Raw genomic sequence first — 18,943 nt, forward strand, 5'->3', positions numbered from 1 at the left:
CCGCATGAGCGCGGACCCCACCTCCCCGACCACCAGCGCATGGCCGCAGGCCACCGGCGATCGCCCCAGCCTGGGCGAGATGCACGCCAGCGTGGCCGTGCCCAGGGGCGGCCACTGGTGGTTCCGGCTGCTGGCCTTCCTGGGCCCCGGCTACATGGTGTCGGTTGGGTACATGGACCCGGGCAACTGGGCCACCGATATCGCCGGTGGCGCGCAGTTCGGCTACCTGCTGCTGTCGGTGATCCTGCTCTCCAACCTGATGGCCATCGTGCTGCAGGGGCTGTCGGCACGGCTGGGCATCGCCACCGGGCGCGATCTGGCGCAGGCCTGCCGCGACCATTTCTCCAGACCGGTGAACCTGTGCCTGTGGGTGCTGTGCGAGATCGCGATCATCGCCTGCGACCTGGCCGAGGTGATCGGCACCGCCATCGCGCTCAAGCTGCTGTTCGGGTTGCCGCTGATGATGGGGGCGATCATCACCGCCGTGGACGTGGTGCTGGTGCTGTGGCTGATGCACCGTGGCTTCCGTGCGCTGGAAGCGTTCGTGATTGCCCTGCTGCTGGTGATCTTCGCCTGCTTCGCGGTGCAGATCGCGCTGGCCGCGCCGCCGCTGCAGGCGGTGCTGGGCGGTTTCATCCCGCGCGCGGAGGTGGTCACCAACCCGCATGCGCTGTACCTGGCCATCGGCATCATCGGGGCCACGGTGATGCCGCACAACCTGTACCTGCATTCGTCCATCGTGCAGACCCGCGCCTACCCGCGCACCGACAGCGGCCGGCGCAGTGCGCTGCGCTGGGCGGTGACCGACAGCACCATCGCGTTGATGCTGGCATTGTTCATCAACGCCTCGATCCTGATCCTGGCCGCAGCGGTGTTCCATGCCAGCGGGCGCACCGATGTGCAGGAGATCGAACAGGCCCATGAGCTGCTGGCGCCGATGCTGGGAGTCGGGCTGGCATCGACCTTGTTCGCGGTGGCGCTGCTCGCCTCGGGCATCAACTCCACGGTGACCGCCACCCTGGCCGGGCAGATCGTGATGGAGGGCTTCCTGCGCCTGCGCATCGCGCCCTGGGCGCGCCGCCTGCTGACCCGTGGCATCGCCATCGTGCCGGTGGTGATCGTCACCGCGATCTATGGCGAACAGGGAACGGCGCGGCTGCTGGTGTTGAGCCAGGTGGTGTTGTCGATGCAACTGCCGTTCGCGGTGATTCCGCTGGTGATGTTCGTCGGTGACAAGGCACGAATGGGCACGCTGGTCGCGCCACGCTGGCTGTTGACGCTGGCCTGGGTGATTGCCGCGGTGATCGTGGTGCTCAACGTAAAGCTGTTGGCCGAGACGTTGATGGGGTGATCCGGGGTGATGCGCAGGCCCTGCCTGGCGCTTGACCTCAATCACGGTTGAGGTGGCACAGTGCGCGGAATCCTCCCGGAGTGCCCAACATGCCCCACGCCGCATCCCCGCCTTCGCAGCACGACCTCTGGAACGGCCCGGCCGGCGATGCCTGGGTACAGGCGCAGTCGCTGCTCGACGGCATGTTCGCCGGCTTCGAGCCGGTTCTTGCCGATCCCATTGCCGCCGAGCCCGATGCGCGCGTGCTGGACGTCGGCTGCGGCACCGGGGCGGTCTGCCTGGCCATTGCCGATCGGCTGGATCCGCAGGGCCGCTGCAGCGGGGTGGATATTTCCGCGCCGATGATCGCCGTGGCGCGCGAGCGGGCGCTGGCGGCGGGCAAGGCCATCGATTTCGCCGTGGGCGATGCCCAGCAGCATCGCTTTGCCCCCGCCAGCCTGGACCGCATCGTGTCGCGGTTCGGGGTGATGTTCTTCGATGATCCGGTGCGCGCGTTCGGCAACCTGCGGCAGGCGCTTCGGCGTGGTGGCCGCCTGCATGCCATTGCCTGGCGCAGTCCGGCCGATAATCCGTTCATGACCACCGCCGAGCGCGCTGCAGCGTCGCTGCTGACCCTGCCGGCGCGGGCCGAAGGTGGGCCGGGGCAGTTTGCGTTTGCCGATGCAGGCGTCGTGCGGAAGATCCTGGATGACAGTAGTTGGGATCACATCGACATCGCCCCGCTCGACGTGGAATGCAGCATCGCCCGCGACGCCTTGCCGACCTACGTGTCGTTGCTGGGACCGGTCGGACAGGCACTGCGCGCCGAAGGGCTGGATCCGGACGTCCGGCAGGGGGTGCTGTCGACCGTGGTCGACGCGTTCGCACCGTTCGTGCGGGGTGATCGGGTGGTGTTCACCGCCGCGTGCTGGTCGATCCGGGCCGAGTGACCGCGAAGCGGCCAACACCCACGTCACCCCGCGGCCACCATTCGTCCCGGGTGACCGTCATTCGGCCCCACGCCAATGACAGCAAGGATTGACGAGCACATGCTGGGTTCATCGCCCTCTGCCTGTGACTGCCATGAAACGTCGTGACTGCCTGAAAGCCGGCCTTGCCCTGCCCTTGCTCCCGCTGGTCCAAAAAGCGGCCGCCGGCAATTCAGCCGGGTCACGGAATGCCCTCGCCCGTGTCCGTCCCGGTACCGCCGGGTGGCCCTCTGCCAGCGAATGGGACCAGCTCTCCAACGCCGTCGGTGGACGGCTGTCGATCCCGGTTTCGCCTTTCCTCGGCGATGCCGGCACCCGCGCCGAGGCAGTGGCGCAGATCCAGAACCCGTTCTTCATCGGCGACCAGCCTGGGTTGACCCAGACCAGTGGCTACCACGGGGCCTGGCTGTCGCGGCCCAGCGCGCGGGTGGTAGCCGCCGCCAACAGCGCCGATGTGGCGGCGGCGGTCGATTTCGCGCGGCGGCACCGGCTGCGGCTGGTGGTCAAGGGTGGCGGGCACAGCTACCACGGCACCTCCTGCGCGCCGGATTCGCTGCTGGTCTGGACCCGCGCCATGAACGCGGTGGAACTGCACGATGCCTTCGTCGCGCAGGGCGCGCCCGCCGGTACCGCCGCGCAGCCGGCGGTCAGCCTCGGTGCCGGGGCGATGTGGATCGATGCCTACGATGCAGTCACCACCCGCGCCGGCCGCTACGTCCAGGGCGGCGGCTGCACCTCGGTGGGCGTGACCGGGCTGGTCACCGGCGGCGGCTTCGGCAGCTTCTCCAAGGGCTTCGGCACCGCTGCCGCCAACCTGCTGGAAGCTGAAGTGGTCACCGCCGACGGCCGTGTGCGGGTGGTCAACGCGACCCAGGATCCCGAGCTGTTCTGGGCACTGAAGGGCGGCTGCGCCGGCAGCTTTGGCGTGGTGACCCGGATCACCCTGCGCACCCATGCACTGCCCGCCACGTTTGGCGGGGTGTCGATGAAGGTGCGGGCCGACAGCGACGACAGCTTCCAGGCGCTGGCCGCCGAAGTACTGCGCTTCTACCGCGATGCCTTGTGCACGCCGCAATGGGGCGAACAGCTGCGCTTCGACAGCCATCGCACGTTCGGGGCGTCGATGGTGTTCCAGGGGCTGAGCCAGGAACAGGCCGCCGCGGTGTGGGCGCCGTTTGAAGCGTGGGTGGCCGCGCGCCCGCAATACACCGTGATCGATCCCCTGCAGGCGCTGGCGTTGCCCGCCCAGCACATGTGGGACGCGGACTTCTTCCGCAAGCATGCCCCGACGCTGATCGCCGAAGACACCCGCGCAGGCGCCGCGCCTGCCCACATGCTCTGGAAGGGCGACCAGGGCCAGGTGGGTTGGTACCTGCATGGCTATGCGTCGGCGTGGATGCCCTCGGCGCTGCTCGGCGATGCACAGCGCGATGCGGCGGCGGCAGCGATCTGCACCGCGGCCGCGCACATGCCGGTCGAACTGCACTGCAACAAGGGGCTGTTTGGCGCCCCGGCCGACGCCCTTACCGCCAGCCGCGACACCGCGACCCATCCGGCGGTGCTGGATGCCTTCGCGCTGGCGCTGATCGGGAATGCCGGTGGCCCGGTGTACGCGGGCAGTGGCGGAACGGTGGATGAGGCCAAAGCCCGCGAAGGGGCAGCGCGGGTCGGGCGTTCCTACGCCGCCCTGCGCGCGGTGCTGCCGAGTGCACCGACCTATGTGTCCGAGTGCGACTTCTTCCAGCGCGACTGGCAGCAGTCGTTCTGGGGCCCGCATTACCCACGCCTGCTGGCGGCCAAGCGGCGCTATGACCCGGACGGCCTGTTCGTGATCCATCACGGAGTGGGCAGCGAGGACTGGAGCGCCGATGGCTTCGAACGGCGCAGCTGACGCGGCGCCCGCACTGGCTTAGGCTGCGGGGCACCCGCCCGCTGCAGGAGTCCGCCCCGTGCCGTCGTTTACGCTCGCCGTCCCCGCCCTGCTCTGCCTCTCCATCGCCACCGCGCTGTTGCCGGTCACCGCCGCCGCACAGGCTGCACCCGCTACTGCAGGTGTGCCGCACGCGCAGAGCTTCAATGCACTGCTCGATGCGCAGACCATGGCCGCGATCAATGCCGATCCCGAACTGAAAACCCTGCTCGGGATCAGCGGCGACGGCGCGGCCGATACCTCCGACCGGCTCACCGACGTGTCGCTGGCCCAGCGTGAGGTCAACCGGCGCTTCCTGGCCGACAACCTGGCCGCGATCAAGGCCTGGAAGGGTGCACCGCTGGACCCGCAGCAACAGCTCAGCGACGGCCTGGCGCGCTGGTTCTACCAGGCACAGATCGACCTGATGGCGGTGCCGTGGGCCGCGGCATGGCTGCCGGTGGGGGGCAGCACCTATGCGGTGGACCAGTTGTTCAGCCTGCCGGTGAACCTGCCGCAGTTCTTCGACAACCAGCACGCCGTCACCGATGTGACCACTGCGCGCCACTACATCGCCCGCCTGGACGCCATGGGCAGCAAGCTGGACCAGGTGCGCGCAAACGTGGACATGCAGGCCGCGCAGGGCGTGGTGCCGCCGGAACTGGCCCTGGCCGGCGCGGCCAGCCAGTTCCGCACGCTGCTCAAACCGGCACCGGAGGACAGCCTGTGGGTGGCTTCGCTGCAGCGCAAGCTGGACAAACTGCCGGCGATTCCGGTCGCCGAGCGCGCCGCGCTGCTCGAACAGGCGACCGTGGCCGTTCGCGATTCGGTCAACCCCGGCTACCAGCGCCTGCTCGACCGCGTGCAGGCACTGCAGGCCACCCACCCCGGCAACAAGGGCATGTGGGCGCTGCCGCACGGCGATGCGTTCTATGACGCGGCCCTGCGCTGGTACACCAGCACCGACCTGGGCGCCGATGCCATCCACCAGATCGGCCTGGACGAAGTGGCGCGCCTGGAAAAGAGCATGGACGCGCGCCTGCGCGAGATCGGCCTGCGCGATGGCACCGTGGCCGAGCGCATCCGGGCCCTGGGCGACGATCCGCGTTACCGCTACGCCGACAGCGATGCCGGCCGCAGGGAACTGATCGGCGACATCGAACAGCGCCTGCGTGACCTCGACCCGCTGCTGCCCACCTACTTCGGCCACCTGCCGCCGCAGAAGCTGCTGGTGCAGCCGGTGCCGGCGCACATGCAGGCCACCTCGCCCGGCGGCTACTACTACCCGCCGGCGATGGACGGCTCGCGCCCGGGCACCTTCTTCATCAACCTGGGTGACATGGCCTCCAACACCCGCTGGAGCACGCCCACCCTGACCTACCACGAGGGGTCGCCGGGCCACCACTTCCAGATCTCGATCGGGCAGACCCTGACAGACCTGCCGCTGTTGCGCCGCAGCCTCAATCCCAGTGCGTTTTCCGAAGGCTGGGCGCTGTATGCCGAGCAGCTGATGGCAGAAGCCGGCGTCTACCGCGACGACCCGGCCGGCGACATCGGCCGGCTGCAGGCCGAGATGTTCCGCTCGGTGCGCCTGGTAGTGGACACCGGCCTGCACCGCAAGCGCTGGACGCCCGAGCAGGCCGTGGCCTACATGCGCGGGAAGACCGGCATGACCGAGTCCGACGTGCGCATCGAAGTCAACCGCTACCTGGTCCAGCCCGGCCAGGCCTCGTCCTACAAGATGGGCCAGCTGCGCCTGCTGGCGCTGCGCGCCAAGGCGCAGAAGCAGCTGGGCGATCGCTTCGACATCCGCGCCTTCCATGATCTGATCCTCGGCAACGGTGCGATGCCGATGACCGTGGTGGAGCAGGCCGTGGACGCGTGGGTGGCCGGTGGTGGCGGTGATCCACGTCGCGCGCCGTGACCGGTAGAAATACCTAGGCCGCGTCGGTGTAACTCCGGTTGTCCGCTCCGTAGCGGGTGCGCACAGTGGGGCATGGCCTGCCTGGCAGGCCCGGACCCACAGGAGAGCACCATGCGTCCTTGCCGTTGCTGCCTGCTGCTTGCAGCCTTACTGGCCGTTCCGCTGGCGTCGCATACCGCCAGCGCTGCGCCGTCCGTTGCCGATACCGCAGCGTCCGCCGCCGTCGATCCCGAGGCCATCGGCGCGCTGACCCGCATGGGCAAGGCATTGCGTGCGCTGCCGCAGTTCAGCATGGCCGCGACCACCCGCACCGACTACGTGCTCGATGACGGGCAGAAGCTCGCGCTGGCCGGCACCGTGGATTACAAGGTGCTGGGACCGGACCGCTTCTTCGTCGAAATCCGCAGCGACCACCAGCACCGGCAGCTGTTCTACGACGGCCACACCCTGACCATCCATTCGCCGAAGCAGAAGTACTACGCCACCGTGGAGAATCTGGACCGCAGCAGCCAGGCGCTGCTCAGCGATTCGGCGACCCGGCTTGGCGTGGAGTTCCCGCTGGCGGATCTGTTCCTGTGGGGTACCGCTGGGTTCCCGACCCAAGGCATCACCTCCGCATTGTTTGTCGGCACCGAACGCATCGATGGCGAGTCGACCCGGCACTATGCGTTTCGTCAGCCCGGCGTCGATTGGCAGGTTTGGATTTCAGACAAGAACCAGTTGCCCCGCCAACTGTTGATCACCAGCCATGCCGATCCGGCGCTGCCGAACTACCAGGCCACCCTGACCTGGGATACGCAGCGCGCCGTGGCGGCCAGCGACCTGGTGTTCCGCCCCGACGGCGCCACCCGGATCGCATTCGTGCCGGTGGCCATGGCCGACGGCAATGACGCAGACAACGGAGCGCGCTGACATGCACACCACCACGGCACTGCGTACCGCGCTCGCCACCGCACTTCTGTGCGCCACCACCGCGTCCCTGCTGGTGCCCGCCGACGCGCAGGCACGCCCGGGGCTCCGTGGCTTCGCCCATCCCTCGATTGCCAGCCATGGTGGCTTTGGCGGCGGTGGTGGCGGCTTCAGTCCGCACCCCGGCCCGGGCCCGGGTCCCGGACCCCACCCTGGACCCGGTCCTGGGCCTGGCCCTCATCCTGGCCCCGGGCCCGGCCCCGGCCCTGGGCCGCATCCCGGTCCGGGGCCCGGCCCAGGGCCACACCCGCCCGGCCCCCCGCCGGGCCCTGGCCCGCATCCGTATCCGCCGCCTCCGCCGCCACCGTATTGGGACCACCCGTTCTGGGATGCTGCCGCGGTCACCGCCGGCGTCGCGCTCACCGCCGCGGCGATCGGCTCGGTGGTGTACTCGCTGCCGGTGGACTGCACCACCATCGTGGTGGATGGCATCGGCTATCAGCAGTGCAGCGACGGCTGGTACCAGCCGCGCTACGTTGGCACCACCGTGCAGTACGTCGTGGTGGACGCGCCACGATGACGCTGCAGCACCCCTGGATCTGGTTCCTGGCCCTGTTCCTGGTGCCGCTGGTGGCCGCGTTGGTGGTGAGCCTGCTGGTGCGCAAGCGCGGCATCACCGCCAACGCAGTGCTGGCCTGGTTCGTGCTGGTGTGCTGGATCGGCGCACTGGCCGTAATCCTGTCGCAGGTGCTGTAACGCCTTCGGCGTACCGGGATGCGCTACAGCGATTGCCCCAACTCGATGAACACCACCCGGTCGCCGCCTTCGCGCATGCCCAGGCCGAAGATCAGCGGGCCGATCCACGAATCGAAGCCCAGGAACAGGCTGCCGTTCCAGATCCCATCGCTGATCGACATGTCCGAACGGCGCTGCCAGGCATTGCCGTACTCCACCGTGCCACCGACCTGCGCGGAGCGGCCCAGCACCTTGCCCAGTTCATAGGTGTAGCCGGCAAACCCCAGCGCATAGTCCTGGCCGGTCAGCTGGTTGTGCTGGAACCCGGCCAGCCGCCAGCGCCCGCCCAACCGGTAGATGCTCTGTACCGGTGCGGTCCCCGAGGAGGTCACGTGGTAGCGCAGGCCCAGCTGCACCGCGCTGCGTCCGAACGGAAACGCGCCCACCGCATCCAGGTCGATCTGGCCGAAGCGGGTATCGGCACCCAAGGCCTCACGCGACTGGTAGGTCCCCAGGTTGACCAGGAAGCCGTCGCGCGGGAAGTACAGGCTGTCGATGTTGTCGTAGGTGACGCTGGCGGTCAGCCCACCGTCGTCGAAATCGGTGCGTGGCACCCGGGGCGAGCCGATGTCCATGCGCGCGCTGCCGGTGTATCGCTCGATGCCGGCGCGTACCGACAACACGTTGGACACGTTGCGCACCAGGTCCACGCCCGCACCGGTGCGGCTGACCCGGTAGCGCGAGGTCTTGTTGCCCGCGTCGTCGAACACGTTGAAGCTGCGCGTTTCATAACCGCCCAGGGCTTCGAACGCGTAGCGGTTGCCCACGTCGAAGGGATGGTAGTAGCTCCCGCGTATCGCCGGTTCGCTGCCCACCTGCAGGGTCACCCTCGCTTCGGCGCCATACGGCGACAGCGGCGCGAACAGCAGGCCGGCGCGCAGGTTGCTTTCGTGGTTGCCATCCAGGTCGTTGCTCAGGGTCCAACCGGCCTCCAGGTAGCTCGGGCCGTTGGGCTTCTCGTACGCGGTGATCACCACCCCGACCTGGCCGTCGTCGCGGCGGTCCTGCTCGTAGCTGATGCTGGCCAAGGTATCCATGCCGTATGCACGCAGCACGCCTTCCTGCATGGCCTTGCTGTCCAGCGGCTTGCCGATCTCCACCGGCAGGTAGGACAACAGCAGTTCATCGGCATAGCCGGTGTGGTTGCGGACCTCGATGTAGGCGATCGGTGCCGGAGCCGACGGCGCGGCGCGCGTTTCACGGGTGGCGTACCAGCGCTGGTAGACCGGCGCCGGTTGCGAGAAGGCGCGCAGCGCCGGGGCCGCCTGGTCCGCAGCCTGTTGACCGATCGCCAGCGCTTCGGGCGCCTTGTCGAAATCGCCGGTAGCGACCTTGCCGGTAAGCTGGGGTGTGATCAACAGATCCTGCGGGCCGAGCGTGTCGAGCTGGCGCTGGGCATTGCGCGTGGTCAGAAATCCACTGAGCTGCCCGATCACGTCCACCAGGCTGGCGTCACGGTCGAGCGCGCTGAGCGGCGTGCCCACATCCACCGCGATCACCCGGTCGGCGCCCATCGCCCGCACCACGTCGATGGGCACCTGGTTGGACACGCCGCCGTCAAGCAGCACGCGCCCGTCGATGGTGATGGGCCGGAAGATGCCAGGCAACGACATGCTCGCGCGCATCGCCATCGGCAGGCTGCCGTGGTCCAGGATCACCGCCTCGCCGGTGTTGAGGTCGGTAGCGATCGCACGGAACGGGATGGACAGGTCGTCGAAATCACCGGTGACCCGGCTGCCGCCGGTGGCAGTCTCGAACAGCGCGATCAGGCGTTCTCCCTGCGACACGCCGCCGGAGATCTGCACCCGTTTGCCCTGCCCGCCCAGGCCGATCCCGATTGGCGCCAGCTGTTCGTAGTCGTCAGCCTTGCGCTGCAGCGACCGCTCACGGCGCGGCAGGGTGTCGCTGAACATCGCCATCCACTGCGTATCCAGCACCACCTGCTCGATCTGCGCCGGCGTCTTACCGGAGGCATACAGCGCTCCGACCAGCGCGCCGGCGCTGGTGCCGGCAATGCAGTCCACCGGAACATGCAGCGCCTCGAGCTGGCGCAGGATGCGTACATGGGCGATGCCACGTGCGCCGCCACCGCCCAGCGCCACGCCGATGCGGGGACGCGTGTCGCCACTGTCGCGGTGACCGCACTGCGTGCCGTCCAGCGTCGTGGCCGGCCCGGCGGCAAGCGATGCACCCGGCGCAAGCAGGCAGGCCAGCAGCAGGCGCATGCCCGCAGGCGTGGGAATCGCCAAGAGGCACCTCGATGGAAGTGCGCGGCGCCGGACCGGTGGGAGGGATGGGCCCCGGTGCGGCGCCGCGCGGTGAAACGTCGAAGGGTGTCAGCGCATCATTTGGCCGCCGCTGCACTGCCCGGCGGGAACCCGGCAAACAGCTTGTCCAGGCCGGCTTCCACCGCGGCGTTGGTGCGCTCCGGGGTGCTGGGCACCGTGCCGCTGGCCGTGCCGCGCCATACCGCCTGCTTGCTGCGCGCATCGAACATGTCCACCACCAGTGTGCCCACGTCGTAGGTGCGTACCGTGGTGGTGGCGCTGCCCATGCCCATGCCGCCGCCCCAGCCGCCGCCGCGCCAGCCCCAACCGCCCATGTTGCTGCCGGTGTAGAACGTGTCCAGGGTCTGCCGCTGGCTGGTCACGATATGCGCGGCCAGGGCCACGTCGCCGTTGGCGGACTGGGTCCAGCCGCGGGCCGCCAGGCGCGCGTCGATGCCGTCGACAATGCGCTGGGTGACCAGCGGCGAGGCGCCCTGCGGCTTCATCGCCCAGCTGTAGGTCCGGAAGGAGGCGAAGTTCGCCCCCGGGTCGAAGTCGGTGTGCACGGTGGGCGTACTGGCGCAGGCCACCAGCGAGGTGGCCAGGACCGCGATCGCAAAGGCTTTCATCACACGACACTCCGGGGCTGTGAACTGGCTTCCAGCCTAGCCCCCTCCTGCCTGCGTGGTCATCCGCATAACTACGCAGGCCAGCCAGAAAAACTACCGGTTGCTGCAACCGGCAGGGTCAACGCGGTGGATTGATCACCACGTACTGCACGGTGGTGCCGCTGTAGCGCGGCTCGTACCAGGTGTTGCCGCACTGCTGGTAGGCCATGCCGTTGATGACGGTGGTCACGCAGCTTGGCGGCACCGAGTAGACGATCGAGCCGATCACCGCCGAGGTCAGCGCCACGCCGGCGGTCACGGCGGCGGCCGTGGCGACCGGATGGTCATCCCAGTGGTTCCAGTGGTCGTCGTGGTAGTCCACGTCGACATGCACGTCGCGGTTGACGTTCCGGTTGACGTTCCGGTTCACGTCGCGGTTCACATTGCGATTGACGTCGCGATTCGCGCCGCCGCCCTGCGGCCGCTGCACCGGCCGGTTGATGTTGGCGTGGGCACCGGCTCGCGCAGCACCGCCGCCGCCGCGGTGGCCATGCTGTGCATTGGCCGGGCCGATGCCGATGGCAAGCAGCACCATGAGGCTGGCCGCGCCGGTCAGCATGGTGCGTCGGGTCTTGGGGAAGAAAGGCATGTCAGTTCTCCTGGCCGGCATCGGGAACCACCGCGGCGACCTCGACCGGCACCAGCTTGATCCGCGCGGCGTCGGCCGGCGGTGCGAACTGGAAGGCGGTCGCGGGTACCGGCGTGCGGGTATCCCACGCCAGCCGCGCGCGATACTGTGGCTGGGCCGGGTCATCCAGTGAATTGATGATCAGCTTCTTCGGCAGCGAGGTGGCCTTGGAAATCCACACCTGCCAGTCCACGGCGTCCTGCTTGAAGGCGTACTGCTCGATGGGTTCGCCATCCAGCGTGCCGCCTCCCACGTGCAGGGCGGCGCGGATCGCGGTCTTGGGCGCCTTGTCGGTGCCCCACAGGAACATGTCGGCCAGCGGCATTTCGATGCCGTAGCGGTCGGCCGCCTGGTCCACCAGCTCACCGAGCGTGGCCCCCACGCCGTCCACCTGCGCGTAGTAGTTCAAGCGCGGCGAATACACCGTCAGCGCGTTGCCGTCGTAGAACAGCTGGCGCAGCTGGCGGTCGCTGCGCAGCTCCAGGAACAACTGGTTCGGCGCCTTCACCTTGTAGGTCACCACGCCGTCCAGTTCGATCTTCTGCCCATCCTCCAGCACCACTTCGGTGCTGGCATCGGACGTCAGCGAGAACTGCTTGAGCGCACGCAGCGCGGCGCCCATGCGGTCCAGCGCGGCGAGCGCTTCGGGGTCGCGCTGGTCGCCGTCGGTGCTGGCCGGCGGCGTGCGCGCCGGGGCGGCCGCGAGCGGCAACGCGCCCCCGGCCAGGCCGCCGAGCAGCAGGCAGGCGGTACGGGCGAAACATAGTGCGGCGGTGGCCATGGCATGTCTCCGGAGGCGAAAAGGACGGATGCGCGGCTCAGAAGCCGGCGCTGATCGACACGCTCCAGGGATCGCCCTCGAAGCGGTTGCGCACGCTGAATTCACTGAGGTACCGGAACGACACATCCACGTGCTCGCCCCCCGGCCACTTCTTCCCATAGGTCAGCACCGGTCCGGCGCCGAACGCGCGGCCCTTGAACCCGTTGAGCCGGTCGGCCAGGTCACCGTCGTCGTCCTGGACCTGCTGCAGCCAGCCCGCCGCCGCGCCGAAGCCCCAACCGCTGGCCGTGCGCTTGACCAGCAGTGCATCGGTGCGCAGTACCAGGCCGTTCTTGTAATCGGTGTCGTCGTTGCGGCTGTACCAGTCCATGCCGCCGAGCACGCTGAACTCCAGCGTGCCCTTCTGGAACAGGTGGGTGTACCCCACCGCTGGCGACACGGTCCAGACATTGAGCCCGGGGTTGGCCAGCTTGCCCGGGGTGTACTTCGCCGTGGGTGCATACACGTACAGGCCGAACGAGACGTGCTGTACCTGGTCGATATGGAAACCGGCAATCACCGGTGCGAAGTACACGTCGAACAGGTTGGACGCACTGTCCTGCACCCGCACCTGGTTGCCGAGCGGGCCCTGCAGGCCGGCGGTCACATCGGCATCGATGTAGGGCACGGTCAGCATGGTGGCGAAGTTCCACCTGCCGGCCTTGGTCGGCCACACGTACACCCCGGTGGCCGCGGTCAGGCTGACATCGGCTTCCAGGCCCAGCGAAACCTGCCCGGCGATGGGTGCCGGTCGGCTGCCGCCGATCCTGCCGTCATAGTGCACGTAGCTCAATGACCACTGCATGCCCGGCTCGGGCGGAATGACGCCCACGTACGAGGTGATCTGCATCCCGGTGATGGAGCGCCCCAGCCCGCCTTCGACAGCGTGCGCCGGCAGCGCGGCCACCAGTGCCAGCGTGCCCAGCAGCACGGCAGTGGCCACGCAGCTGCGACGGTAATGCAAAGCGGATGGGCAGGTCATGGCAGTCACCTCATGCGGTTGTGGACGGTGGGCGCGGTGGCGGCGCATCAGCGTTCCACGCAGCGGAAGCCGACGTGGCAGGTGGAGGTGTCGATCGGCTGGGCCATCCGCGCGGCGGGCCGGTAGCGGCGGCAGTAGTTGGGCGCGCACAGGTGCGAGCCGCCCTTCATCACCCGCCGCGGGATGCCGCTGCGGTCGGCCGGGTCGTGGCTGCGCTGGCGCTCGCCGCCGCGCGGGTTGTCGATCGCGCAGCAGGCCCTGCTCTGCAGCTGGTCGTGCTGCTGGTACCAGTCGCTGGTCCACTCCCACACGTTGCCGATCATGTCGTACAGCCCGTAACCGTTCGGCGGATAGCTGCCCACCGGCGAGGTCCAGCGGTGCCCGTCTTCCTCCACGTTCATCCACGGGAACTCGCCCTGCCAGGTATTGGCCTGGTGCCGCCCGCGCACGGTGAGGCTGTCGCCCCAGGCGAACTCGCTGGGCTCCTGGCCGCCACGTGCGGCGTACTCCCACTCCGCCTCCGTGGGCAGGTCCTTGCCGATCCATTTCGCATACGCCTGCGCATCGGCGAAGTTCACATGGACCACCGGGTGGTCATCCAGGCCGTCCAGTTGGGTGAAGGGTCCGCGCGGATGGCGCCAGTTGGCGCCTGAAACGTAGTGCCACCAGTTGTGGGTGTTGGACATGTCCACCGGGCCGGAGGGCTGCACGAACACCACCGACGAGGGCACCAGCAGCGCCGGGGCCGCGCCCGGGTAGTCGCGCGGATCGGCCGGCCGCTCGGCCGCGGTCACATAACCGGTGGCGCTGACGAAGCGCGAGAACTCGCGGTTGGTGACCGGATAGCGGTCGATCCGGAACGGCGCCACCCGCACCTTGTGCGCGGGGCGCTCTTCCGGGTAATGGTCGTTGGAGCCCATCAGGAAGACCCCGCCGTCGATCTCGATCATGGTATCGGCCACGACACTCATCTCTTCCCCTCAGCCGAAAGGCGCAACATTGAAGGTCATGCTCACGATCGCCAGCAGGCCAAGCAGCCAGAGCAGGCCGGCGGTGATCAGGGTCAGCGATATCGGGTAGTGGCTTTCGCCGTGGATCAGGCCTTCGCCCATCATCAGGGCACGCTCGCTGCGCAGCTCCTTCATGTAGCGCAGGTGGTAGACGATGCCCAGGGTCAGCATGACCATGCCCAGCGCGACCAGGGCCACGCCGAAGTTGCGTGGCGCATGCGGGCGAAGCGCGGTGCCCGGCACCTCCAGCATGTGGCCGAAGAACTGGTAGATGGTGAAGCCGAATCCGATCAGCGACAGCGCGGTGCGGATGATCGACATCAGCGTGCGGTCGGCGCTCATCCGCGTGCGCTGGAACGACATGCCGGTGCGCCGCGAGGACAGCTCCAGCGATGCCTGGTCGGTGCCGCCCAGCGTCTGCCGTGCCTGCTCGATGGTGATGGCGCGGTCGGACAGTGCCTTCGCCGGATCTTTCTCGGTCATGGCCGGGAATCCTTGCCGTGGTGGGGATGACGCCGCAGCCAATGGCCCGCCAGGCGGGTGAAGGGGCCACGCAGGATGAGGTAGGGAATGAACCCCAGTACGACCGCAAGCACGAACGCTTCCAGCGGGTAGCGGAAGCCGCCGTACACGCGCACCTGGTAGATCACGTCCATGACCACGCCCAGCAACAGGATCCGCGTCGTTGCGGTAACCCCTTCGCGCCACGTGGCCAGGCGCTCAACGCCGCTGCTGTGGGCGATGAGCCACGCATAGGGCGGCTTGCCCGCCCGCGCGGCGCGGATGCCGTCGATCAGCGCGGTGATCAGCGCCATGGTCGGCTGCAGGAAGAACCGGAACGTCATCGGACCGTCGGCACGACCGATCATGTCCGTCCAGAAACGCGTCAGGAAATCGATGGCCAGGAGCATTGCCGGGTCCCGTTCAACAGGATTCCAGCTTGGCGGCGGCAACCGCAACGCACATCGGGATAGGTACTGCACCGGCTTCAGTATTTTTACTGCGCCGGCCACCCTGCATGGCAAGCGTATGCTCCATCCGCATGAGCCAGGACAGCTACTCATTGATGCGCGGTGGACTGGTGCATCGCCTGCTGCACGCCAGCGGCGCGCTGCACGGCAGCCGGCGGCTGTCGTGGTGGCTCGCCGGAGCGCTGCTGGCAATCACGTTCCTGCCCTTGCTGCCGCTTGCGGCGACGGACGCCATGCTGTGGCCGCGTCCGCGGGCCATGGCGCTGCTGGGCGACTACGCCACCCTGTCGCGCCTGCTGCTGGCCCTGCCGCTGCTGGTGCTCGCCGCGCCACGCGCCGACGCTCTGCTGCACGGTGCCCTGCGCCAGTTGACCCATGCCAGCCTGGTCCATCCGCGCCGCCAGCCGCGATTGCAGGCACTGCTGGCCAGCATCCGTCGGTGGCGCGACAGCCGTTGGCCGGAACTGGTGTGCATCGTGCTGGCCCTCCTGCCGGTGTTCGTACAGGGCGGCACGGTGGATCTGCTGTCCGGCGTCCCGGACTGGCGCAGCCACGCCGGCGTGATCACCCCGGCCGGGCACTGGTACGCCTGGGTAGGCATGCCCTTGTTCCGGCTGGTCGGCCTGCTGTGGCTGTGGCGGTTCCTGCTGTGGGCGGTGCTGCTGGCACGGTTGCCGGCGGTAGGCCTGAACCTGCACGCCGAACACCCGGACGGGAGCGGTGGGCTGGCGTTCCTCGGCCTGGCGCAGGCGCGTTTCGGCATGCTGGCGGCGGCCGGTGCGCTGGTGCTCTCTGGCGCCTGCCTCAACCACATGACCTATCTGGGCGATTCGCTGTACGCCATGCGCCACCTGCTGGCCGGCTATGTCATCGGCTCGACCCTGCTGCTGATCGCGCCGCTGCTGCTGCTGACGCCCTCGTTGATCCGCACGCGGCGCCACGCGCTGTACCGCTTCAGTGCACTGGGCAACCGCGCGGCAGCGGCATTCGACCAGCGCTGGAAAGCCGCCAGCGAGAACACCGCCGGCAACGCGTCCCTGCTCGATCACAACGACGCCTCGGCCTTCGCCGATTTCAGCGCTGTCTACCAGGGCACCGCCGCCATGTCGGTCGTGCCGCTCACGCGCTGGAACCTGGTGGGCATGATCCTGCCGGCGGTCGTCCCGCTGCTGCCGTTGGCCCTGGTGGCGATGTCGGTGGACGAGCTGGTCGCCAAGCTGGCCGGCATCCTGGTCTGAGCGCGCAACCGCCTCAGAGCGAGCGCGAAATGAAGCGCTCTCCGCGCAGCGCGGCCTGCACGGCCAGCGCCAGGTCGTCGCCGGCATCGGACTTGAGCACATAGCTGCACGGGCCCAGGGCCATGGCCTGGTCCACCATCTGCGGCTCGGCATGCACGGTGATGAACACCACGCCCAGTACCGGCCGCTGCACGCGCAGCCGCCGCGCCGCTTCCAGGCCGTTGAGCTCGGGCATGGCGATGTCGGTCACCACCACGTCGGGCAGCATCGACTGCGCTGCCTTGACCAGCGAGGCGCCGTCCTGCACCAGGCCGATCACCTCGAACTGTTCGGCAAGCAGGCCACGCAGTTGCCGGCCCATGGCGGAGCCGTCTTCGGCAAGCAGCACACGGGCAGCATTCATGGTTCCCGCCAGGTCGACGCGTTCCCTGATGGTGTGCCGTGCCTGTCCCCCGGACAAGGGAAAAACAACCGGACGCGGGCAAGTAAATCTACTTGCCCGCGTCCCGTATGCAGACGGTGCTCAATGCCGGATGAGGCCTTCGTGTTCGGCCTTGCGCACCAGTTCCAGCGTGCCGTGCACGCCGAGCTCCTGCATGATCGCGTACTTGTGCGATTCGATCGTGCGCACCGACACCCCAAGTTCGTAGGCGATCTGCTTGGAGCGCAGGCCGCGCGCGACGTACTCCAGGATGCGCAGCTGCTTGTCGGTCAGCACGTACTGCTGCCGGCCCGCATTGGTGATGGCATCCACCGCCAGGGTCGGGGTCACATACGTGTGCCCGCCCATCACGCCCGCCAACGCCCGCACCAGTTCCTCACCCGCCGCACTCTTGAGCACATAGCCGCGGGCGCCGGCGCGGATCGCCTCGGCGGCGACGCTCGACTCGTCATGCATGGTGAGGAACACCACCGGCATCTCGTAGCCCTCTTCGCGCATCCGACGCAGTGCCTGGATGCCGGTCAGGCCGGGCATGCTGATGTCGGCCACCACGACGTCGGGCGGATCCCGCCTTACGGCGTCAACCAGTTCCTGTCCGGAAGACACCAGTTCGATCGACTCGAACCGGTCCTCCAACAGATGCTCGATGCCCTGCGCCACCACGCGGTGGTCGTCGGCCAGCACTACCCTGCGATACCGGCACTCCGCCGGCGAATACGAAACCTGCATGTTGTCGTCTCCCGTGGCATCAATCGTCCCCTGATTGAAGTGCTCTGCGGGCCAGCGGTAGCGCCAGCCCCGCACAACGATTCGACCTTGATGGTGCCGACGTGATGGCGCCGTGACGTTGTTTCACACTGTGACGGACGTTCAAAACGGTTCAGCCACGCAGGGTATCCCGGGGGCTTTCGCCGAACACGTCGCGGTACATCACCGAGAAGCGCCCCAGATGCGCAAAGCCAAAACGCGTCGCCACCTCGGTCACCCCGACCGAGCCCCGGGCATGCCGCAGGGCACTGCGGGCCAGGTTCAACCGCGCCAGCTGGTGCCAATGGCACGGGCCATGTCCGTAAGCATCACGAAAAAGACGCTCCAGCTGGCGTTCGCCCACGCCCAGGTGCCGGGACAGCGCCCGGCTGTCATAGGGATTGTCCAGCTGCAATTTCAGATAGGCCTCGGCCTGGCGCACGATGGCGTCGCGGCGGCGCTCGTTGCAGCTGCCCAACCCCCGCCGTTCGGGTCCGCCATCGGACGCCGCCACGGCATCGATGAACACCCCGAGCAGGGTGGCTGCCTGCATCTGCAGCTGTTCGGGCGGAACGATCCCCTGCCAACCGGCGGCGTCCTGCAGTACCGTGAACACCCCTTCGCGCAGGTTGCGCGCGTCCGTGGGGGCCGCCGCGCGGCTGTACCAGCCGACCCGCGGCAGCCGCAGTTCGCGCCCGACCCGCTGCACCGCTTCACGCTGCAGCACGGTGCGCGGAATGAGCATCACGGCCCATTGCCAGCCCCCAGGACTGGGGCGCACGTTCAACTCGCTGTCCTCGGCAAACACCATGATCTGGCCCGCCTCGATCCAGCGTCCGTTGGCCCACATGGGTTGCGCGCACGTGACGGCCAGCGCCAGCGCGATCATGCCCTGGCTGAAGCTGCCACTGGCAAAGATCGGCAGCGTGTAGGCGCCGCTGTCCAGACTGAACTCGGGAAAGACCAGGCGCTGCACGCAGGCGCGGAAGTGGCCGGCGGCCAGCAGCCGCTGTTCGAAGCGGGTATCGCGCACCACCCCCAGCAGGGCGTCCGCATCGAAGCCGTCAACGACAAAACGGCTGTAGGGGGACATCGGTTCGTCCATCGCCAGCTCCCGGATTCGTCGGAATGTGGATAGCGCGCGTCGAGTCAACCTGTTCTCATCGGCGCGATTGTGGGGCCGTTACGACATGGCGACAAGTCGTGCCGCCAAAGCCCCCAGCCGTGACCGGTCGCAGTCCGTTGCTCACCCGAAAGTCGTACCACGTTATGGCGCATGGATTGCCAGTGTGGTGATCCCGCGCATCTCCCGAG

The 18,943-nt window shown here is 68.5% G+C and carries 19 protein-coding genes; 8 read left to right on the forward strand and 11 right to left on the reverse strand.

Translation table 11 applies throughout. The annotated features are described in order from the left end of the window. Positions 1-4 precede the first annotated feature (4 nt). The 7 genes from AC06E7_RS12405 to AC06E7_RS12435 all read left to right on the forward strand — a co-directional run bounded on the left by AC06E7_RS12405 (position 5) and on the right by AC06E7_RS12435 (position 7,817). Complete coding sequence (locus AC06E7_RS12405; RefSeq protein ID WP_093535784.1) at positions 5-1,351, forward strand: Nramp family divalent metal transporter; 1,347 nt, start codon at positions 5-7, stop codon at positions 1,349-1,351. An 89-nt stretch (positions 1,352-1,440) separates the two neighbouring features. Further along, positions 1,441-2,280 (forward strand): class I SAM-dependent methyltransferase, encoded by an 840-nt coding sequence (locus AC06E7_RS12410; RefSeq protein WP_478064925.1) that lies wholly within the window; start codon positions 1,441-1,443, stop codon positions 2,278-2,280. A gap of 133 nt (positions 2,281-2,413) precedes the next feature. After that, the gene (locus AC06E7_RS12415) at positions 2,414-4,210 is read left to right on the forward strand and encodes an FAD-binding oxidoreductase (protein WP_478064926.1); all 1,797 of its coding nucleotides are present in this window, start codon (positions 2,414-2,416) and stop codon (positions 4,208-4,210) included. 58 nt (positions 4,211-4,268) lie between these two features. Further along, complete coding sequence (locus AC06E7_RS12420) at positions 4,269-6,152, forward strand: DUF885 domain-containing protein (RefSeq protein ID WP_478064927.1); 1,884 nt, start codon at positions 4,269-4,271, stop codon at positions 6,150-6,152. Between the two features lie 111 nt (positions 6,153-6,263). Then, positions 6,264-7,064 carry a DUF2092 domain-containing protein gene (locus tag AC06E7_RS12425; protein WP_184123381.1) on the forward strand — a complete coding sequence of 267 codons (801 nt, stop codon included), beginning with the start codon at positions 6,264-6,266 and terminating at the stop codon, positions 7,062-7,064. Positions 7,065-7,506: 442 nt separating this feature from the next. After that, the gene (locus AC06E7_RS12430; protein WP_478064928.1) at positions 7,507-7,641 is read left to right on the forward strand and encodes a hypothetical protein; all 135 of its coding nucleotides are present in this window, start codon (positions 7,507-7,509) and stop codon (positions 7,639-7,641) included. Continuing rightward, positions 7,638-7,817 (forward strand): hypothetical protein, encoded by a 180-nt coding sequence (locus tag AC06E7_RS12435; RefSeq protein WP_184123379.1) that lies wholly within the window; start codon positions 7,638-7,640, stop codon positions 7,815-7,817. Before AC06E7_RS12430 ends, AC06E7_RS12435 begins: the two co-directional genes overlap by 4 nt. 23 nt (positions 7,818-7,840) lie before the next feature. On the opposite strand, the gene AC06E7_RS12440 is transcribed toward AC06E7_RS12435, so the two are convergent. From AC06E7_RS12440 to AC06E7_RS12475, 8 genes are all read right to left on the reverse strand, one after another. Then, a complete protein-coding gene (locus AC06E7_RS12440) occupies positions 7,841-10,105 on the reverse strand; it encodes a patatin-like phospholipase family protein (protein WP_478064929.1) in 2,265 nt (754 codons plus the stop codon). 95 nt (positions 10,106-10,200) lie between these two features. After that, positions 10,201-10,752 carry a DUF4136 domain-containing protein gene (locus AC06E7_RS12445; protein WP_478064930.1) on the reverse strand — a complete coding sequence of 184 codons (552 nt, stop codon included), beginning with the start codon at positions 10,750-10,752 and terminating at the stop codon, positions 10,201-10,203. Positions 10,753-10,870: 118 nt separating this feature from the next. Next, positions 10,871-11,380, reverse strand: coding sequence for a hypothetical protein (locus AC06E7_RS12450; protein ID WP_478064931.1), 510 nt, complete (start codon positions 11,378-11,380; stop codon positions 10,871-10,873). A 1-nt stretch (position 11,381) separates the two neighbouring features. Next, positions 11,382-12,200, reverse strand: a complete 819-nt coding sequence (locus tag AC06E7_RS12455) for a DUF2092 domain-containing protein (RefSeq protein ID WP_478064932.1) — start codon at positions 12,198-12,200, stop codon at positions 11,382-11,384. A gap of 37 nt (positions 12,201-12,237) precedes the next feature. Continuing rightward, positions 12,238-13,221, reverse strand: coding sequence for a SphA family protein (locus AC06E7_RS12460; protein ID WP_478064933.1), 984 nt, complete (start codon positions 13,219-13,221; stop codon positions 12,238-12,240). 47 nt (positions 13,222-13,268) lie between these two features. Next, entirely contained in the window at positions 13,269-14,192 is a 924-nt protein-coding gene (locus AC06E7_RS12465) for a formylglycine-generating enzyme family protein (protein WP_478064934.1), read from the reverse strand. A gap of 9 nt (positions 14,193-14,201) precedes the next feature. Continuing rightward, entirely contained in the window at positions 14,202-14,714 is a 513-nt protein-coding gene (locus AC06E7_RS12470; protein ID WP_184123373.1) for a DUF202 domain-containing protein, read from the reverse strand. Further along, positions 14,711-15,142 carry a hypothetical protein gene (locus AC06E7_RS12475; RefSeq protein WP_478064935.1) on the reverse strand — a complete coding sequence of 144 codons (432 nt, stop codon included), beginning with the start codon at positions 15,140-15,142 and terminating at the stop codon, positions 14,711-14,713. Before AC06E7_RS12475 ends, AC06E7_RS12470 begins: the two co-directional genes overlap by 4 nt. Before the next feature lie 107 nt (positions 15,143-15,249). Here AC06E7_RS12475 and AC06E7_RS12480 point away from each other — a divergent pair, with 107 nt between their 5' ends. After that, positions 15,250-16,440 carry a hypothetical protein gene (locus tag AC06E7_RS12480; RefSeq protein ID WP_478064936.1) on the forward strand — a complete coding sequence of 397 codons (1,191 nt, stop codon included), beginning with the start codon at positions 15,250-15,252 and terminating at the stop codon, positions 16,438-16,440. 13 nt (positions 16,441-16,453) lie between these two features. Here AC06E7_RS12480 and AC06E7_RS12485 read toward each other — a convergent pair whose 3' ends face one another. The 3 genes from AC06E7_RS12485 to AC06E7_RS12495 all read right to left on the reverse strand — a co-directional run bounded on the left by AC06E7_RS12485 (position 16,454) and on the right by AC06E7_RS12495 (position 18,722). Beyond that, positions 16,454-16,843, reverse strand: a complete 390-nt coding sequence (locus AC06E7_RS12485) for a response regulator transcription factor (protein WP_184123370.1) — start codon at positions 16,841-16,843, stop codon at positions 16,454-16,456. Between the two features lie 120 nt (positions 16,844-16,963). Next, positions 16,964-17,611 (reverse strand): response regulator, encoded by a 648-nt coding sequence (locus tag AC06E7_RS12490; RefSeq protein ID WP_184123369.1) that lies wholly within the window; start codon positions 17,609-17,611, stop codon positions 16,964-16,966. A 151-nt stretch (positions 17,612-17,762) separates the two neighbouring features. Beyond that, positions 17,763-18,722: a helix-turn-helix domain-containing protein gene (locus AC06E7_RS12495; RefSeq protein WP_184123368.1), complete on the reverse strand. Its 960-nt coding sequence runs from the start codon at positions 18,720-18,722 to the stop codon at positions 17,763-17,765. Positions 18,723-18,943 lie beyond the last annotated feature (221 nt).

This window comes from Stenotrophomonas sp. Steno-Z4, from assembly GCF_056393145.1.

Bases quoted from the DNA above. Each gene is read 5' to 3' on its own strand.
- AC06E7_RS12405 (WP_093535784.1), top strand. From the start codon at position 5: ATGAGCGCGGACCCCACCTCCCCGACCACCAGCGCATGGCCGCAGGCC.
- AC06E7_RS12410 (WP_478064925.1), top strand. From the start codon at position 1,441: ATGCCCCACGCCGCATCCCCGCCTTCGCAGCACGACCTCTGGAACGGC.
- AC06E7_RS12415 (WP_478064926.1), top strand. From the start codon at position 2,414: ATGAAACGTCGTGACTGCCTGAAAGCCGGCCTTGCCCTGCCCTTGCTC.
- AC06E7_RS12425 (WP_184123381.1), top strand. From the start codon at position 6,264: ATGCGTCCTTGCCGTTGCTGCCTGCTGCTTGCAGCCTTACTGGCCGTT.
- AC06E7_RS12435 (WP_184123379.1), top strand. From the start codon at position 7,638: ATGACGCTGCAGCACCCCTGGATCTGGTTCCTGGCCCTGTTCCTGGTG.
- AC06E7_RS12445 (WP_478064930.1), bottom strand. From the start codon at position 10,752: ATGAAAGCCTTTGCGATCGCGGTCCTGGCCACCTCGCTGGTGGCCTGC.
- AC06E7_RS12450 (WP_478064931.1), bottom strand. From the start codon at position 11,380: ATGCCTTTCTTCCCCAAGACCCGACGCACCATGCTGACCGGCGCGGCC.
- AC06E7_RS12455 (WP_478064932.1), bottom strand. From the start codon at position 12,200: ATGGCCACCGCCGCACTATGTTTCGCCCGTACCGCCTGCCTGCTGCTC.
- AC06E7_RS12460 (WP_478064933.1), bottom strand. From the start codon at position 13,221: ATGACCTGCCCATCCGCTTTGCATTACCGTCGCAGCTGCGTGGCCACT.
- AC06E7_RS12465 (WP_478064934.1), bottom strand. From the start codon at position 14,192: ATGAGTGTCGTGGCCGATACCATGATCGAGATCGACGGCGGGGTCTTC.
- AC06E7_RS12470 (WP_184123373.1), bottom strand. From the start codon at position 14,714: ATGACCGAGAAAGATCCGGCGAAGGCACTGTCCGACCGCGCCATCACC.
- AC06E7_RS12475 (WP_478064935.1), bottom strand. From the start codon at position 15,142: ATGCTCCTGGCCATCGATTTCCTGACGCGTTTCTGGACGGACATGATC.
- AC06E7_RS12480 (WP_478064936.1), top strand. From the start codon at position 15,250: ATGGCAAGCGTATGCTCCATCCGCATGAGCCAGGACAGCTACTCATTG.
- AC06E7_RS12485 (WP_184123370.1), bottom strand. From the start codon at position 16,843: ATGAATGCTGCCCGTGTGCTGCTTGCCGAAGACGGCTCCGCCATGGGC.
- AC06E7_RS12490 (WP_184123369.1), bottom strand. From the start codon at position 17,611: ATGCAGGTTTCGTATTCGCCGGCGGAGTGCCGGTATCGCAGGGTAGTG.
- AC06E7_RS12495 (WP_184123368.1), bottom strand. From the start codon at position 18,722: ATGTCCCCCTACAGCCGTTTTGTCGTTGACGGCTTCGATGCGGACGCC.